Source organism: Pseudomonas sp. G7(2022), assembly GCF_052660475.1.
Window position 1 is genome coordinate 5569594 of record NZ_CP109659.1, and the last position, 16051, is coordinate 5585644.

Sequence of the window (16051 nt, forward strand, 5' to 3'; positions counted from 1 at the left end):
GACGATGCATCAGGTAAACTGCCGCATCTTTTATACCTATAACGATTCGCCTGATGCCCACGACGTTTCATGAGATTCCCCGCAAGCGCCCGACCACGCCCCTGCTCGACCGCGCTAACACGCCGGACGGCCTGCGCCGGTTAGGCGAAGCCGAGCTGGAAACCCTGGCTGATGAGTTGCGCCTGGAATTGCTCTACACGGTCGGCCAGACCGGCGGGCATTTCGGTGCCGGCCTGGGCGTCATCGAGCTGACCATCGCGTTGCACTACGTCTTCGACACCCCGGACGACCGGCTGGTGTGGGACGTCGGTCATCAGGCCTATCCGCACAAGATCCTCACCGGTCGTCGCGAGCGCATGGAAACCCTGCGCCAGAAGGACGGCATCGCCGCTTTCCCGCGCCGCTCCGAGAGCGAGTACGACACCTTTGGCGTCGGCCACTCCAGCACCTCGATCAGTGCCGCGCTGGGCATGGCCATCGCCGCCCGCCTGCAGAACAGTGATCGCAAGGCGATTGCCGTGATCGGTGACGGCGCGCTGACCGCCGGCATGGCCTTCGAAGCGCTGAACCATGCGCCGGAAGTGGACGCCAACATGCTGGTGATCCTCAACGACAACGACATGTCGATCTCGCGCAACGTCGGCGGTCTGTCGAACTATCTGGCGAAGATCCTTTCCAGCCGCACCTACGCGAGCATGCGCGAAGGCAGCAAAAAAGTGCTGTCGCGCCTGCCTGGCGCCTGGGAAATTGCCCGTCGTACCGAAGAATATGCCAAAGGCATGCTGGTTCCCGGCACCCTGTTCGAAGAGCTGGGCTGGAACTACATCGGCCCGATCGACGGCCACGACCTGCCGACCCTGATCGCCACCCTGCGCAACATGCGCGATCTGAAAGGTCCGCAGTTCCTGCACATCGTCACCAAGAAAGGCAAAGGCTTCGCCCCGGCGGAAGTCGACCCGATCGGTTACCACGCCATCACCAAGCTGGAGCCGCTGGACGCCCCGGCCGCCGCGCCGAAGAAGGCCGGCGGGCCGAAGTACTCCGGCGTATTCGGTGAATGGCTGTGCGACATGGCCGCTGCCGACCCGCGCCTGGTGGGCATCACCCCGGCGATGAAGGAAGGTTCGGATCTGGTGGCGTTCAGCGAACGCTTCCCGCTGCGCTATTTCGACGTGGCGATTGCCGAGCAGCACGCCGTGACCCTTGCGGCCGGCATGGCCTGCGAAGGCGCCAAACCGGTGGTGGCGATCTACTCGACGTTCCTGCAGCGCGGTTACGACCAGTTGGTGCATGACGTCGCGGTGCAGAACCTCGACGTGCTGTTCGCCATCGACCGCGCCGGTCTGGTGGGCGAAGACGGCCCGACCCACGCCGGCAGCTTCGACCTGTCTTATCTGCGCTGCATCCCGGGCATGGTCATCATGACCCCGAGCGATGAAAACGAACTGCGCAAGATGCTCACCACCGGTCACCTGTACAACGGCCCGGCGGCGGTGCGTTACCCGCGCGGCACCGGCCCGAACGCAACCATCGAGAAAAACCTCGAACCGATCGAGATCGGCAAGGGTGTGATTCGTCGTCAGGGCGGCAAGGTCGCCCTGCTGGTGTTCGGCGTGCAGCTGGCCGAAGCGCTGATTGTCGCTGAAACGCTGGACGCCACCGTGGTCGACATGCGTTTCGTCAAACCGATGGACGAAGCGTTGGTGCGTGAAGTGGCCGCCAGCCACGACCTGCTGGTGACCATCGAGGAGAACGCGATCATGGGCGGCGCCGGCGGCGCGGTCAGCGAATTCCTCGCCCGTGAAAACATCCTCAAATCAGTGCTGCACCTGGGCTTGCCGGACGTTTACGTCGAGCACGCCAAGCCGGCGCAGATGCTGGCCGAGTGCGGGCTGGATGCGGCCGGGATCGAAGCGGCGGTGCGTGAGCGCCTGGACCTGCTTAACCGCTGACTCGCTGGATAAACGCAAAACCCCATGTGGGAGCGGGCTTGCTCGCGAAGGCGTCGGACCAGTCGACAATGAGTTGACTGACACACCGCCTTCGCGAGCAAGCCCGCTCCCACATTTGATTTGTGTACACCTGAAAGACCTACGGAATGCCGATGAACCTCTCGCGCCTCGCCCTGCCCTTCTTGCTGCTGCCCTCCGCCAACGCCCTCGCCGACACCTTCGAACGTGACCAGGCCCTGAAGCTGCCGGACATGCTGATCAGCGCCAACCGCCAGGTAGAAGCACGCAACGACAGCAGCGCCGCCAACACCGTGTTCACCCGCGAAGACATTGAGCGCCTGCAACCGCGCAGCGTTACCGACCTGCTGCAACGGGTACCCGGGCGTGCAAGTGGCGCAAACCGGCGGACGCGGCAGTCTGCCGGGAATCTACATTCGCGGCACACAGTCGGCGCAAAGTCTGGTGCTGGTCGACGGCCAGCGCATCGGCAACTCCACCTCCGGCGACAGCAACCTGCAACACCTGAACATCGAGCAGATCGAACGCGTCGAAGTGCTGCGCGGTTCGCGCTCGGTGATCTACGGCAGTGATGCCATTGGCGGGGTGATTCAGATCTTCACCCGGCGCGGCGGCGAACAAGGTTTGCAGCCTCGAATGCACGTGGGTTTCGGCAGCAACCAGACCTGGGAGCGAAGTGTCGGTCTGTCCGGTGGCGATGAGAAAACCCGCTTCAACCTCGGCGCCAGCCTCGATGAAACCGCCGGGATCGACCGCACCCACGAGTCGTATCCCAGCGACAGCGATCATGATGCCTACCGCAACAAATCCATCAGCCTGAGCCTCAGCCATGCGCTGACCGATGACATCGAAGTCGGCGCCAACCTGCTGGATAACCGTGGCAAAAGCGAGTTCGACAACCCGTTCGGCCGCTTCGACCCGGTGACCTTCGACTCCCTCCAGCAGCAGCCTTACAGCGATTTCACCGTCAGCAGTTTCAGCAGCTACATTGATGCGCGGGTCAACGAGCGCTGGAAGTCGCGCCTGGAACTCGGCCACAGCGAAAACCGCGAGAAGTCCTTCGACAAGCTCAGCGACGAACGCTCGGTGTTCAACACGTACCGCGACTCGGTGACCTGGCAGAACGACCTGACGCTGGATGCGCGCAACAGCCTGATCCTTGGCGGCGACTGGTACGAAGACCGAATCAACAGCAGCACCGCGTTCGATGAAGACAGCCGCTGGAATCGCGCCGCGTTCATCCAGCATCGCTTCCAGGCCGACAGTTTCTCCACCGAACTGGGCCTGCGTCGCGACGACAACCAGCAGTTCGGCGGCCAGAACAGCTGGAGCGGCACGCTGACGTTGCCGGTCAATCCGGACAACGATCTGTTGCTCAGCTACAGCGAAGGCTTCCGCGCGCCGACCTTCAACGATCTGTACTACCCAGACTTCAGCAACCCCGACCTGAAACCGGAAACGTCGAAAAGCTACGAGCTGCAATGGCGCAGCCAGTTGAGCGACAGTAGCCGTCTCGAAGCCTCGCTGTATCGGACCGATCTGGAAGACGCGATCATCTTCGGCAGCAACTCACGCCCGGAAAACGTCGCTTCGGCACGGATCAACGGCTTCGAAGCCGCCCTGAAACAGGAGCTGCTGGGCTGGCAAAGCAATCTCGGCGTGGCAATCATCGATCCCCGCGACCGCGACACCGGCCACACCCTGGCGCGGCGTGCCCGGCGTACCTTGAGCTGGGATCTGGATCGGCAATTCGATCGCCTCGGCCTCGGCGCCAGTTGGCAGGCCGTCAGCAGCAGCTATGACGACCTGAACAATCAACAACCATTGGGTGGTTATGCGCTGCTCGGACTGCGCAGCAGCTGGGCGCTGAACCGTGAGATCAAGCTGGACTTCAAAGTGGATAACCTGCTGGACAAGGGTTACAGCCGGGCGCTGTACAGCCATGACGGCAGTCAGTATGGCTATCGCGAGGAAGGTCGGGCATTCATGTTCGGCGTGACCTGGACGCCGCAACTCTGATCCAGAATTTGCGCTGCATTGACTGGCCTCTTCGCGAGCAAGCCCGCTCCCACAGGAGGAACGCATTCCAAATGTGGGAGCGGGCTTGCTCGCGAAGAATTCACCTCGGTCTCAGCGGTCTGGCGCGATCAACTGGCAGAGCTTGGCGGTCGCCTCGATCATCTGCCCGCTCGGGCGTTCCAGACCTTTGTCGGTGACCAGCAGCAACTGCCTTTGCTTGACCGCTGCCACCTGCGGCCAGGTATTCCACGCATCCAGTTGCGACTGATCGCTGGCCAGAATCACTTCGGGATCACGCTGTAAAACCGCTTCGATGCTCACCTGCGGCGCCGGCAGGCTCAGGTCGCCGAACACATTGCGTGCGCCGCACACTTCAAGCGCATCGCTGATGATCTGCCCGCCGCCGACGGTGTACAACGGCTTGTCCCAGACCTGATAGAACACCCGCAGCGGCGCTTCACGGCGGTAGCGCTGGCGCAGCTCATCGAGGTTTTGCCGCAACTCTCTGGCTCGCTCGATCCCACGCTCAGGACGACCAAGCTGTGTCGCGATGGCCTCAATCTGCGCGGTCAGCTGTTCGAGACTGTGGGGTTCGGCAACGAAGGTCGGGATGTTCAGGCGCTTGAGCTGATCGCGCTGGGCCGGGCCGACACTGCCAGGCCATAACAGCAACAAGTCAGGCTTGAGGCTGAGCAGCCGCTCCATGTCGAGCTGGCCATAACGGCCCACAGAAGGGAGATCCTTGATCGCAGGTGGCCGGTCACCGGCATCCAGCACGCCCACCAGCAAGTCGGCCGAATTCAGCTCCACGACAATTTCAGACAGGGATGGCGCGAGGCTGACCACTCGCAGGGCGGCCAGGGTTTCGCTGCTGACGGCCAGCAGCAGAACCGCCAGCCAGAGACGGCGCATCAACCGAGTTGACGCGGGATACGGTAGAGGTAGAACAGCACCGCCGTGGACAGCGCCAGCAGCATCAACGGCACCGCTTCGAGGCCGACGAACACTGCCAGTGCGCCGATCCATGCCGGTAATCCCGCCGCCAGAAACGCCGTGCGCCGACGAGCCGCGAGAGCGATCCAGGCAGCGGGTTCATCCGGCGTATCGAGTGCTTTTTGTGTGGCGATCAGCGCATGTTTGTAGCGGCCGAAAAACTTCAGACTGACAAACATCGAGGCCACACCGGCAATGAACAACGGCATCGCCAACACCGGCATGATCGCTTCGCTCTCGCCGAACACGGCGTTAAGCACGAACAGCGGCACCAATGCCAGCGCCAGGTATTTCCACCAGGCGACCGACAGGCGGCGGCGCACCTGACCTCGGGTCACGCCCGGTCTACCTCGCCCTGATGTTCGTTGCCCATCATGTGGTCGAGCTTGCTGGCCTTGGTCGCCAGATAGAGTTTGTTGTGCGGGTTATGGCCGGTGTGCAGCGGCACGCGCTCGGCGACGACGATGCCCATGTCGGTCAAGGCTTTGACCTTGCGCGGGTTGTTGGTCATCAGCCGCAGGGACTTCACGCCCAGATGCTCCAGCATCGGCAGGCACATGGCGTAGTCACGCTGGTCGGCGGCAAAGCCCAGACGCTCGTTGGCTTCAACGGTATCGGCACCGCCGTCCTGCAATTCGTAGGCGCGGATCTTGTTCAAAAGACCGATGCCACGACCTTCCTGACGCAGGTACAGCAACACGCCACGGCCTTCACGGGCGATCGCCTTGAGGGCGGCCTCCAGTTGCGAGCCGCAGTCACAACGCTGGCTGAACAAGGCATCGCCGGTCAGGCATTCGGAGTGCAAACGGCCGAGTACCGGGGCACCGTCGGCAATCTCACCCAGGCTCAGCACGACGTGCTCGCGGCCAGTGGCTTCATCGAGAAAACCGTGCATGGTGAATTGCGCAAAAGGCGTTGGCAGCTTGGAAGCGGCGACAAAAACGACAGGCACCGGTGTGCTCCTGATCTAAAAAGTCCGAGATTCGCTGGGCGGCATTGTAACAGCAGGTTCCTGCAGACGCTTAGGCTGAATTATCGGCCATAACGATCAAAAAGTTTGATGGCAGGCCTGCCTTCATTGCCCTCGCTCGAACGGATACGGCTGTTTCCAGCGTTCGAAGATGGGCTTCAATTCGCCGCTTTTCACCAGTTGATCCATGCGCTGGTCGTAGATCGACATCAGTGCACGGGCCTGAGGGGTGTCGGCGAAACCAAGGTAAAGGGGCAACTCCGCCAGATGCGAGTAACGGTATTGCGAAGGATCGGCAGCATTTCTCACCACCGCTTCGATTTCCGTCAGCGCGTCGATGTAGTAATCCGCCCGCCCCTGCTTGAGCATCGACAGGATTCCCGTACGACGTTCGATCTGGTTGTAGCGCTTGACGTTCGGCAGGTAGGTCTCATAACGATAACCTCGCACCCAGGCCAGCCGGTACTTGTCGAGGGTGGCCTCGGTCGGTGCCGGATTACTGGCCAGGCCCAGTGCGTAGATGTGATCGGAATCGAAGTTCCAGCGCGGATACAGCACTTGTTCGGCTTCCCCGCGATAGGAACCGACCAGCGCGTCGACTTCCTTCAACTGCACCAGCCCCACCGAGCGGGTGTACGGCACGGTGCGGATGTCCAGGGTCACGCCGGCAGGTTCGAACACCTTGCGCAGAACGTCCCAGCCCAGGCCGTGGCCGTCGGCTGCGGTGTAGTCTTCCCAATCTTCGCTGGCCAGATGAATGACCGTCGGCGGCGCCTCCTGTGCCAGGGCCGTCGCACCGAGCAGAGTGAAAACCAGAATCGCCAACCAGCGTCGAGCCATCCCTGTGTCCCTCATCCACACCTTGAAATCAGGCGAAAACCCACACCAGTCCCTGCATCGCCAGCCAGGCGAACACGCCCGCCAGCACGTCGTCGAGCATGATGCCGACACCGCCATGTACATGCCGGTCGATCCAGCGGATCGGCCACGGCTTGAGGATGTCGAAAAAGCGGAACATCAAAAACCCGGCGAGCAACCAGTACCAGCCTTCCGGTACCAGCCACAGGGTGATCCACATTCCGACCATCTCGTCCCAGACGATGCCTTCATGGTCATGCACCCGCAGATCGTCGGCCACCTTGCCGCACAGCCAGAAGCCGAACAGCATGGTGATCCCCAGCATCAGCCAATAGCCCCAATCGGGCAACATCTGCCACAACGGAATAAAGGGTAGCGCAACTAACGAGCCCCACGTGCCCGGTGCTTTCGGCAAGGTGCCCGAACCGAAGCCGAACGCAATGAAATGCCAGGGATTGCGCCAGACCGACGGCGGAACGAATTCGCCGGGAACCTGTTTCGGGTGATCTGTCACGGTGACTCCTGAAAATGTTGATAACCCCGGATTTGCGGGGTGATGTCGTGCCCTTCGCGGTCCAGCAGCACCACGCCCTGCCCCTCTGCCACGCGCCCGATCACATGGACCGGCCAGCCGTCGGCCAGCAACGTCGGTAACTCGACGAACGGCAAAGTGAAGGCCAGCACGTAATCATCGCCACCGCTCAACGCCGCACGCTCGGCGCCGCGCTGACCGAGAAACGCCACCAGTGCCTCCGACAACGGGACACGCTCGCGCTCGACTTCGAGGCGAACCTTCGAAGCCAGTGCGATATGGCCGCAATCGGCGAGCAGGCCATCGGAAATGTCCAGCGCCGAGGTGGCCTTGCCCCGCAAGGCCTGACCGAGAGCAAGCTGCGGCTGCGGCGACCAGTAATGTTCGAGCAGCAGCTGGGCGATGTGCGGCTCGGTGTCACGCTGACCCAGCACCAGCGGCAAGGCCCCGGCGGCATTGCCCAGCTCACCGCCGACACACAGCAGATCGCCGGGCTGCGCGCCGCTGCGGGTCAGGGCCTGGCCGGCCGGGACGCGGCCGAACACGGTGACGGTCAGGCTCAACGGCCCGCGAGTCGTGTCACCACCGATCAGCGCCACGCCGCAGCTCTGCGCCATGCGGTTCAAACCGCGGGCATAGGCTTGCAGCCAATCGGCAGTCACCGTCGGCAAGGTCAGGGCAAGGGTAAAGGCGACGGGCGTGGCGCCCATGGCAGCGAGGTCGCTGACCGCCACGGCCAGCGAGCGCTGACCGAGCAGAAACGGATCACAGGGATCGGCGAAATGCACGCCGGCCACCAGCGTATCGGTGGAAACTGCCAGCTGTTCCCCGGAAGGAACAGCAAGCAAGGCGCAGTCATCGCCGATCCCCAGTGCAACGCCCTCGCCGCCCTGCGCACAAGGCGCGGCGGCGAAGAAATTGCGGATCAGCTCAAACTCGCCCATGGCTGAGAAAAAGTATTCAAGCGCGGATCAGCGCTTGAACGCCTTCACTTCAGCTTCACGCAGGCGCGGGGCCAACTTGTCGAGCACGCCGTTGACGAACTTGTGGCCGTCGGTGGAACCGAAGACCTTGGCCAGTTCGATACCTTCGTTGATCACAACGCGGTACGGCACGTCGACGCGCTTGAGCAGTTCCCAGGTGGACAGGCGCAGAACCGCCAGTTCAACCGGGTCCAGCTCTTCGATCGCCAGGTCCAGGCAAGGCGTGAGCGCGGTGTCGATTTCGGTACGGTTGGCCGGAACTCCATGGAGGATTTCACGGAAGTACGCGCCATCGACATCGGTGAAATCGTTATCGACCCGGAACTGCGCTTCGATCTCGTTCAGCGAAGCCTTGGCCATGTGCCATTGATACAGGGCCTGAGTCGCGAGCTGACGGGCTTCGCGGCGCTTGGCGCTTTTCGATGGCTTGCCGGCATCCGCAGGTTTCGGATCGCGCGGGTTGAAACGATCGCTATCGTCGCTAATCACTTGGCCTCCAACTGCGCCAGCAGGCTGACCATTTCCAGAGCGGACAGGGCAGCTTCAGCACCTTTGTTGCCGGCCTTGGTGCCGGAACGTTCGATGGCTTGCTCGATGGAATCAACGGTCAGGACGCCGAAAGCGACCGGTACGCCGAACTCCATGGACACCTGGGCCAGGCCCTTGGTGCACTCGCCAGCCACGTATTCGAAGTGCGGAGTGCCGCCACGAATGACCGCGCCCAGGGCGATGATTGCTGCGAACTCGCCTTTCTGGGCGACTTTCTGCGCAACCAGCGGGATTTCGAAGGCGCCAGGTGCGCGGATGATGGTGATGTCGCTTTCGCTCACGCCGTGGCGAACCAGGGCATCAACTGCACCGCTGACCAGGCTTTCAACCACGAAGCTGTTGAAACGGCCCACTACCAAAGCGTAGCGGCCTTTAGGGGCGATGAAGGTACCTTCGATGGTCTTCAGGGTCATTCGTCAGATCTCTTAAAGAGCCGGGACGCGTCTGTTTCGCGTCCCTCAGTGATTTATTTGCCGCGAATTCGGAGCCGGAAACAACCGGTCATTATTCGGAGGGCACGTATTCTACAACTTCCAGATCGAAACCGGATATCGCATTGAACTTCATCGGCGCCGACATCAGGCGCATTTTGCGCACGCCGAGGTCGCGCAGGATCTGCGAACCGGCACCGACGATGCTGTAGGTGGTCGGTTTTTTCGGCGCGGCCTGATCGCCGGTTTCGCGGATATGCGCCAGCAGCACGTCGCCATCCAGTGGGTGACCGAGCAACAGCACCACACCGCTGCCGGCCTCGGCGACCGCAGCCATGGCGGCGCGCAGGCTCCAGCGGCCCGGTTGCTTGACCATCAACAGGTCGCGCAGCGGGTCCATGTTGTGCACGCGAACCAGGGTCGGCTCTTCGGCGCAAACGGTGCCCAGGGTCAGTGCCATGTGCACGTCGCCTTCCACGGAATCACGATAGGTCACCAGGTTGAATTGGCCCAGTTCGCTGTCCAGTGGCTGCTCGGCAATCCGCTGAACGGTACGTTCGTGGATCATCCGGTAGTGAATCAGGTCGGCGATGGTGCCGATCTTGATGTTGTGTTCAGCCGCGAAGGCTTCCAGTTCGGCGCGACGGGACATGGTGCCGTCGTCGTTCATCACTTCGCAGATCACGCCGCTCGGCTCGAAACCGGCCATGCGCGCCAGGTCGCAGGCGGCTTCGGTGTGGCCGGCGCGGGCCAGGGTGCCGCCGGCCTGGGCCATCAACGGGAAGATGTGGCCCGGGCTGACGATGTCTTCGGCTTTCGCGTCTTTCGCGGCCGCCGCTTGCACGGTGCGTGCGCGGTCGGCGGCGGAGATGCCGGTGGTCACGCCTTCGGCCGCTTCGATCGAGACGGTGAACTTGGTGCCGAAACCGGAACCGTTGCGCGGTGCCATCAGCGGCAGCTTCAGGGTTTCGCAGCGCTCACGGCTCATCGGCATGCAAATCAGGCCACGGGCGTGCTTGGCCATGAAGTTGATGTGCTCGGCCTTGCAGCATTCGGCGGCCATGATCAGGTCGCCTTCGTTCTCGCGGTCTTCGTCATCCATGAGGATGACCATCTTGCCTTGGCGGATGTCTTCTACCAGTTCTTCGATGCTATTGAGCGCCACAAGGCACCCCCTTCAGTCAGGATTTGAGGTAGCCGTTGGCGGCCAGAAAGCTTTCAGTAATGCCACCGGACGTCGGCTCTGCAGCCTTGTCGCCCAACAGCAGGCGCTCCAGATAACGCGCCAGCAAGTCGACTTCCAGGTTCACCCGGCGACCCGGCTTGTAGGACGCCATGATGGTTTCGCTCAGGGTGTGCGGAATGATCGTCAGCAGGAATTCGGCGCCATCGACCGCGTTCACGGTCAGGCTGGTGCCATCGACGGTGATCGAGCCTTTGTGGGCGATGTACTTGGCCAGCTCTTTCGGCGCGCGGATGCGAAATTCCACGGCGCGGGCATTGTCGCTGCGCGAAACCACTTCGCCGACACCGTCGACGTGACCGCTGACCAGATGGCCGCCGAGACGGGTGGTCGGGGTCAGGGCTTTTTCCAGGTTGACCGGGCTGCCGCTTTTCAGATCATTCATGGCGGTGCAGTCGAGGGTTTCGCGACTGACGTCGGCGGCAAAGCCGTCGCCCGGCAGTTCCACGGCGGTCAGGCACACGCCGTTGACCGCGATGCTGTCGCCGAGTTTGACGTCGCTCAGGTCGAGCTTGCCGGTTTCGACATGCACCCGCACATCACCGCCCTTTGGGGTCAGTGCGCGGATACTGCCGATGGATTCGATGATGCCGGTAAACATGGGGTTCTCCTTGAGAACGAAGCCAGCGCTAACGCGATGGCCGGGAATTATACGCTCGCCGATGAGACAGGGATTGCAGTGACTCGCCAGTCATCGCCAACCGCGCGAATTTCAGTGATTTTCAGCTCCGGCGCATCCTTCATACAGGCCAGCGGCCAGTCCAGCAGCGGACGCGCCGTGGAGCCGAGAAACTTGCCGGCGATGAAGATCACGAACTCGTCCACCAGACCAAGCTGGGCAAACGCGCCGGCCAGTCGCGGACCGGCCTCGACCAGCACTTCGTTGACGCCACGGTTGGCCAGTTCGATCAGCAACTGGCGCAGATCGACCTGACCGTCATCGCCCGGCACGATCAGGCATTCCGGGCCGTGGGCGTACTGTTCTTCGATGGCCACGCAGGTGGCGACCAGCGCCGGGCCGGCCTTGAAGAACGGTGCATCCAGCGGCACTCGCAGACGCCCGTCGATCAGCACCCGCAGCGGCGGACGGCTCAGGGCCAGCGCGGTTTGTTCGGCATCCAGCCCCAGCTCTTCGCCGCGAACGGTCAGGCGTGCACCATCGGCCAGCACCGTGTCGGCGCCGGTCAGCACCACGCTGGCCTGGGCGCGCAACCGCTGCACCGCCGAACGCGCGACAGGGCCGGTGATCCATTGGCTCTCGCCGCTTTCCATCGCCGTGCGGCCGTCGAGGCTCATGGCCAACTTGACCCGCACGAACGGCAAGCCGTGTTCCATGCGTTTCAGAAAACCTTGATTGAGCTTGCGCGCCTCAGTTTCCAGCACACCGCTTTCAGTGGCGATGCCGGCATCGGCCAGACGCTGCAAACCGCGCCCGGCGACCTGCGGATTGGGATCGCGCATCGCCGCGACCACCCGGCCAACACCGGCATTCACCAGCGCATCGGCGCAGGGCGGTGTGCGGCCGTGGTGGCTGCAAGGTTCGAGGGTCACGTAAGCCGTGGCACCCCGGGCCAGTTCACCGGCGGCGCGCAGGGCGTGGACTTCGGCATGGGGTTCGCCGGCACGTTCATGCCAGCCTTCACCGACAATCTGCCCGTCACGCACAATCACGCAGCCAACCCGTGGATTGGGATGAGTCGTGTAGTGCCCCTTGCGTGCCAGCTCCAGGGCCCGGGCCATGAAGTGGGCGTCGAGGATGGCCTGCTCGGCGGCGGTGGTCATTCTTTCACCGGTTCGCGGGCAAGGCGATCGATCTCTTCGCGGAATTCGTTGAGGTCCTGGAAGCGGCGGTACACGGAGGCGAAACGGATGTAGGCCACTTCATCGAGCTTTTGCAGCTCGGCCATCACCAGTTCGCCGACCACGAGGGATTTGACCTCACGCTCGCCGGTGGCGCGCAGCTTGTGTTTGATATGGACCAGCGAGGATTCGAGACGCTCGACGCTCACCGGACGTTTCTCCAGGGCGCGCTGCATGCCGGCGCGGAGCTTTTCTTCGTCGAACGGTTGGCGGCTGCCGTCGGTTTTGATCAGGCGCGGCAACACCAGTTCGGCCGTCTCGAACGTCGTGAAACGTTCGCCGCAGGCCAGGCATTCACGCCGGCGGCGCACCTGTTCGCCCTCGGCGACCAGACGCGAGTCGATGACCTTGGTGTCGTTGGCACCGCAGAAGGGACAGTGCATGGTGGCTGGCAACAAAAAAAGGGAGGGCCATGGTAGCGCATCCCGGTGGCAAGACAAGCCATAGGCTTTGCGGTATACAGACTGCCATGATCGTTTGATCCATGGATTTCATTTTGACGGAGCCACCAATGTCGTTACGACCGCTCGTTTTGCTCAGTGTTTTCAGCCTGCTGGTGGCCTGCGGCAGCGATGCACCCAAGCCGCAGCCGCCAACGCCGGGCCCGGCGCCGCAACAGGCGCAGAAAAAGGCCAAAGAAGCTGCCGACCTCGGCCCGCTGCCTGCGTATCAACGTGAACTGAGCGGCACCCTGCAAGGCGTGCCGACGGGCGCCGAAGTCGAACTGGCACTGCTGGTGATCGATGAGAAAGGTCGCCCGCAACAATTGCTCGCCAGCTCCAGCCTGATCGGCAACAACCAGGTTCTGCCGTTTCGCCTGCGCTTCAACCCTGATGCGTTCCCGGCCGGGGCGCGGGTCGAACTGCGTGGCCGCGCCACACAGTCCGGCCAGTTGATCCTGCATCTGCCGTCGCAGACCATCAGCCAGCCGACCACCCAGGCCCTGGGCCAAATGCAATTTGTCAAAGCGCCATGAATGCACCGCTGGACCTGCAACAGGCGTTGGGCGAGTTGCTCGGCGACGCCCGACTGGTGACCTGCCCGCTGCCGGACACTGATTTGAAGCTGTGGCTGATCGACGGCGACAACATGGCCCGGGAGTTCAGCCCGGAGGAAACCCGGCGAATCCTGCACGAACCGCCGTACTGGAGTTTCTGCTGGGCCAGCGGCCTGGCGGTGGCGAGGTATCTGGCGGAGTTTCCTGAGTGGGTTCGAGGCAAACGCGTGCTGGATTTCGGCGCCGGTTCCGGGATTGCCGGCATCGCGGCGGTGAAGGCCGGGGCGCTGGAGGTGGTGGCCTGCGACCTCGACCCGCTGGCGATTGCCGCCTGCCGGGCCAACGCCGAACTCAATGACGTACAGATGAGCTATTCCACGGACTTCTTCGCCGAGGCCGATCGCTTCGATCTGATCCTGGTGGCCGACGTTCTCTACGACCGGGAAAACCTGCCGCTGCTCGACGCGTTTCTCAGTCGCGGCCGCGAAGCGCTGGTGGCTGATTCGCGAGTTCGGGATTTCCGTCATCCGCTGTACCGGCGCATCGAAATGCTCGAAGCCATGACCCTGCCGGATCTGGCCGAGCCCGAAGAGTTTCGCCATGTCAGCCTCTACCACGCGGCCCGCGCCTGACCGTATAGTTGCCCCATTCACGCTTTTACGAGAGACCCCATGAGTCAGCAAACGCCGTACATCTTCGACGCCACGACGGCCGACTTCGACCAGTCGGTGATCGAGGCCTCCTTTCAAAAACCGGTGCTGGTGGATTTCTGGGCCGAATGGTGTGCGCCGTGCAAGGCGTTGATGCCGATGCTGCAAGGGATCGCCGAGAGCTATCAGGGCGAGTTGCTGCTGGCCAAGGTCAATTGCGATATCGAACAGGACATCGTCGCCCGCTTCGGCATCCGCAGCCTGCCGACCGTGGTGCTGTTCAAGGACGGTCAACCGGTGGACGGTTTTGCCGGGGCCCAGCCGGAATCCGCCGTGCGCGCCCTGCTCGAACCTCACGTAAAAATGCCACCACCGGCAGCGGCTGATCCGTTCGAGCAAGCCCAGGCGCTGTTCGATGACGGCCGTTACGCCGATGCCGAAGCCGCGCTGGTGGTGATGCTCAACGAAGACAACACCAACGCCAAGGCGCTGATTCTCTACGCCCGATGCCTGACCGAACGCGGCGAGCTGGGCGAAGCGCAAACCGTGCTCGACGCGGTCAAGAGCGACGAACACAAGGCTGCACTGGCGGGCGCCAAGGCGCAGATCAAGTTCCTCGGCCTGGCCCGTGACCTGCCGGATGCCGCCGACCTGAAAAGCCGTCTGGCGCAGAACCCGCAGGATGATGAGGCGGTGTATCAACTGGCGATCCAGCAACTGGCCCGTCAGCAATACGAAGCAGCACTCGACGCGTTGCTCAAGCTGTTCATCCGCAACCGCAGCTACGGCGAAGGCCTGCCGCACAAGACCTTGCTGCAAGTGTTCGAACTGCTGGGCAACGATCACCCGCTGGTGACTGCCTACCGGCGCAAGGTGTTTGCCGCGCTGTACTAAGCGCTTACTCGATCCAGCTGTAGAGCGGCGTATCCCCGCCGCTCGCCACTTTCACGTCCGACGAATGCCGCAGGCGCACCAGCAGGCGCTTGCCCGCCGCCGCGCTGCCGGTCAGCCCTTCGAGCTGATCCAGCAACTCCGGCCCGCTGAGTTTTCCGGCCTTGCGCAACAGATCCCTGGCGACCTGCCACAACGCGTCATCCTGATTGACCGGTTTCGCCACAGGCGCCGCTGCGGCTGTCTGCGGCTGGTTGGCCTGCACCTGCACACCGAACTGCGAACCGAGCCGCGCCCAATCGCTTTCATCCAGTTCCAGGGTCAAATCCACCGGCAATTCGCCGACGGTTCCGCGTATCCGCAACATAAGCTTTTCTCCCGCACATTTCTGACCTGCATGCTCCCATGGGACTTGTGTAACGCCAAGCGGGCGGGCAAACTCTGCGCACTTTCGTTATAAGATTACATAACAAACTCTTCACTTTACTTCCCGGAGTTCGCCATGCGTCGTCTGCTGCTCGCTTTGCCGTTTGCCCTGTTGCCGCTGGCCATCGCCCAGGCTGCCGATGAACATGACCACGATCATGAACACGGCAGCCTCGGTGCCCACGAACATGGCGTCGGTCGCCTGAACGCCGCGCTCGATGGCCAGACACTCGAACTGGAGCTGGAAAGCCCGGCGATGAACCTGGTCGGCTTCGAACACGTCGCCACCAGCGATGCCGACAAGGCCAAGGTCGCCGCCGCCCGCGCACAGCTGGAAAAACCATTGGCGCTGTTCAGCCTGCCGGCCGCCGCCGGTTGCAAAGTCGTCAGTCAGAAACTGGAAAGCCCACTGTTCGGCGACAAGCCGGATGCCGACGATCACGACGATGATGACCACGACGAAGACGCCAAAGGCGGCGACGCCCATCACCACGATCACAGCGAAATCCACGCCCACTATCAGTTCACCTGCGCAGCGCCGGGTGCGTTGAATACGCTGGATCTGGCCAATATTTTCAATACGTTCCCGGCCACCCAGAAAATTCAGGTACAACTGATCGGACCGAGCGGCCAGCAAGGCACCGAAGTGACGGCCAAGGCCGCCGCCCTGAAATTCTGA

At 62.7% G+C, this 16051-nt stretch carries 18 protein-coding genes and 1 pseudogene; 6 read left to right on the forward strand and 13 right to left on the reverse strand.

Going from position 1 to position 16051, the window contains the following annotated elements; translation table 11 throughout:
• Positions 1-53: 53 nt before the first annotated feature.
• Entirely contained in the window at positions 54-1952 is a 1899-nt protein-coding gene (gene dxs, locus NE357_RS25495; protein WP_169432096.1) for a 1-deoxy-D-xylulose-5-phosphate synthase, read from the forward strand.
• 152 nt (positions 1953-2104) lie between these two features.
• A pseudogene (locus tag NE357_RS25500) lies at positions 2105-3989 on the forward strand (TonB-dependent receptor domain-containing protein).
• Positions 3990-4100: 111 nt separating this feature from the next.
• Here the strand turns inward: NE357_RS25500 and NE357_RS25505 are convergent.
• From NE357_RS25505 to nrdR, 12 genes are all read right to left on the reverse strand, one after another.
• Entirely contained in the window at positions 4101-4901 is an 801-nt protein-coding gene (locus tag NE357_RS25505) for a cobalamin-binding protein (RefSeq protein WP_169432097.1), read from the reverse strand.
• Positions 4901-5320: an MFS transporter gene (locus NE357_RS25510; RefSeq protein WP_114885795.1), complete on the reverse strand. Its 420-nt coding sequence runs from the start codon at positions 5318-5320 to the stop codon at positions 4901-4903. Before NE357_RS25510 ends, NE357_RS25505 begins: the two co-directional genes overlap by 1 nt.
• The gene (ribA, locus tag NE357_RS25515) at positions 5317-5934 is read right to left on the reverse strand and encodes a GTP cyclohydrolase II (protein WP_169432098.1); all 618 of its coding nucleotides are present in this window, start codon (positions 5932-5934) and stop codon (positions 5317-5319) included. The genes NE357_RS25510 and ribA overlap by 4 nt, the downstream gene beginning before the upstream one ends.
• Positions 5935-6057: 123 nt before the next feature.
• Positions 6058-6792 (reverse strand): substrate-binding periplasmic protein, encoded by a 735-nt coding sequence (locus tag NE357_RS25520; protein ID WP_169432099.1) that lies wholly within the window; start codon positions 6790-6792, stop codon positions 6058-6060.
• A 28-nt stretch (positions 6793-6820) separates the two neighbouring features.
• Positions 6821-7324: a phosphatidylglycerophosphatase A family protein gene (locus NE357_RS25525; RefSeq protein ID WP_169432100.1), complete on the reverse strand. Its 504-nt coding sequence runs from the start codon at positions 7322-7324 to the stop codon at positions 6821-6823.
• A complete protein-coding gene (gene thiL, locus NE357_RS25530) occupies positions 7321-8286 on the reverse strand; it encodes a thiamine-phosphate kinase (RefSeq protein ID WP_169432101.1) in 966 nt (321 codons plus the stop codon). Before thiL ends, NE357_RS25525 begins: the two co-directional genes overlap by 4 nt.
• Positions 8287-8313: 27 nt before the next feature.
• Positions 8314-8814 carry a transcription antitermination factor NusB gene (gene nusB / locus NE357_RS25535; protein WP_169432102.1) on the reverse strand — a complete coding sequence of 167 codons (501 nt, stop codon included), beginning with the start codon at positions 8812-8814 and terminating at the stop codon, positions 8314-8316.
• Positions 8811-9287 (reverse strand): 6,7-dimethyl-8-ribityllumazine synthase, encoded by a 477-nt coding sequence (gene ribH / locus NE357_RS25540; protein WP_003228649.1) that lies wholly within the window; start codon positions 9285-9287, stop codon positions 8811-8813. Before ribH ends, nusB begins: the two co-directional genes overlap by 4 nt.
• A gap of 91 nt (positions 9288-9378) precedes the next feature.
• Positions 9379-10470 carry a bifunctional 3,4-dihydroxy-2-butanone-4-phosphate synthase/GTP cyclohydrolase II gene (gene ribBA / locus NE357_RS25545; protein WP_169432103.1) on the reverse strand — a complete coding sequence of 364 codons (1092 nt, stop codon included), beginning with the start codon at positions 10468-10470 and terminating at the stop codon, positions 9379-9381.
• 16 nt (positions 10471-10486) lie between these two features.
• Positions 10487-11149, reverse strand: a complete 663-nt coding sequence (locus NE357_RS25550; protein WP_085712322.1) for a riboflavin synthase — start codon at positions 11147-11149, stop codon at positions 10487-10489.
• 47 nt (positions 11150-11196) lie between these two features.
• A complete protein-coding gene (gene ribD, locus NE357_RS25555) occupies positions 11197-12330 on the reverse strand; it encodes a bifunctional diaminohydroxyphosphoribosylaminopyrimidine deaminase/5-amino-6-(5-phosphoribosylamino)uracil reductase RibD (protein ID WP_169432104.1) in 1134 nt (377 codons plus the stop codon).
• A complete protein-coding gene (nrdR, locus tag NE357_RS25560) occupies positions 12327-12791 on the reverse strand; it encodes a transcriptional regulator NrdR (RefSeq protein WP_003228656.1) in 465 nt (154 codons plus the stop codon). The genes ribD and nrdR overlap by 4 nt, the downstream gene beginning before the upstream one ends.
• Positions 12792-12919: 128 nt before the next feature.
• On the opposite strand from nrdR, the gene NE357_RS25565 reads away from it, so the two are divergent.
• The 3 genes from NE357_RS25565 to trxA are packed head-to-tail and all read left to right on the forward strand — an operon-like array spanning position 12920 to position 14949.
• Positions 12920-13384: a YbaY family lipoprotein gene (locus NE357_RS25565; RefSeq protein ID WP_169432105.1), complete on the forward strand. Its 465-nt coding sequence runs from the start codon at positions 12920-12922 to the stop codon at positions 13382-13384.
• Complete coding sequence (locus NE357_RS25570; protein WP_169432106.1) at positions 13381-14037, forward strand: class I SAM-dependent methyltransferase; 657 nt, start codon at positions 13381-13383, stop codon at positions 14035-14037. The genes NE357_RS25565 and NE357_RS25570 overlap by 4 nt, the downstream gene beginning before the upstream one ends.
• Before the next feature lie 39 nt (positions 14038-14076).
• A complete protein-coding gene (gene trxA, locus NE357_RS25575; RefSeq protein WP_065259542.1) occupies positions 14077-14949 on the forward strand; it encodes a thioredoxin in 873 nt (290 codons plus the stop codon).
• Positions 14950-14953: 4 nt separating this feature from the next.
• Here trxA and NE357_RS25580 read toward each other — a convergent pair whose 3' ends face one another.
• A complete protein-coding gene (locus NE357_RS25580) occupies positions 14954-15313 on the reverse strand; it encodes a hypothetical protein (protein WP_169432107.1) in 360 nt (119 codons plus the stop codon).
• Between the two features lie 135 nt (positions 15314-15448).
• Here NE357_RS25580 and NE357_RS25585 point away from each other — a divergent pair, with 135 nt between their 5' ends.
• A complete protein-coding gene (locus NE357_RS25585; RefSeq protein WP_169432108.1) occupies positions 15449-16051 on the forward strand; it encodes a DUF2796 domain-containing protein in 603 nt (200 codons plus the stop codon).

Coding starts and splice junctions, on each gene's coding strand:
- dxs (WP_169432096.1), top strand. CDS start 54: ATGCCCACGACGTTTCATGAGATTCCCCGCAAGCGCCCGACCACGCCC.
- NE357_RS25505 (WP_169432097.1), bottom strand. CDS start 4,901: ATGCGCCGTCTCTGGCTGGCGGTTCTGCTGCTGGCCGTCAGCAGCGAA.
- NE357_RS25520 (WP_169432099.1), bottom strand. CDS start 6,792: ATGGCTCGACGCTGGTTGGCGATTCTGGTTTTCACTCTGCTCGGTGCG.
- thiL (WP_169432101.1), bottom strand. CDS start 8,286: ATGGGCGAGTTTGAGCTGATCCGCAATTTCTTCGCCGCCGCGCCTTGT.
- ribH (WP_003228649.1), bottom strand. CDS start 9,287: ATGACCCTGAAGACCATCGAAGGTACCTTCATCGCCCCTAAAGGCCGC.
- NE357_RS25550 (WP_085712322.1), bottom strand. CDS start 11,149: ATGTTTACCGGCATCATCGAATCCATCGGCAGTATCCGCGCACTGACC.
- ribD (WP_169432104.1), bottom strand. CDS start 12,330: ATGACCACCGCCGCCGAGCAGGCCATCCTCGACGCCCACTTCATGGCC.
- nrdR (WP_003228656.1), bottom strand. CDS start 12,791: ATGCACTGTCCCTTCTGCGGTGCCAACGACACCAAGGTCATCGACTCG.
- NE357_RS25565 (WP_169432105.1), top strand. CDS start 12,920: ATGTCGTTACGACCGCTCGTTTTGCTCAGTGTTTTCAGCCTGCTGGTG.
- NE357_RS25570 (WP_169432106.1), top strand. CDS start 13,381: ATGAATGCACCGCTGGACCTGCAACAGGCGTTGGGCGAGTTGCTCGGC.
- trxA (WP_065259542.1), top strand. CDS start 14,077: ATGAGTCAGCAAACGCCGTACATCTTCGACGCCACGACGGCCGACTTC.
- NE357_RS25580 (WP_169432107.1), bottom strand. CDS start 15,313: ATGTTGCGGATACGCGGAACCGTCGGCGAATTGCCGGTGGATTTGACC.
- NE357_RS25585 (WP_169432108.1), top strand. CDS start 15,449: ATGCGTCGTCTGCTGCTCGCTTTGCCGTTTGCCCTGTTGCCGCTGGCC.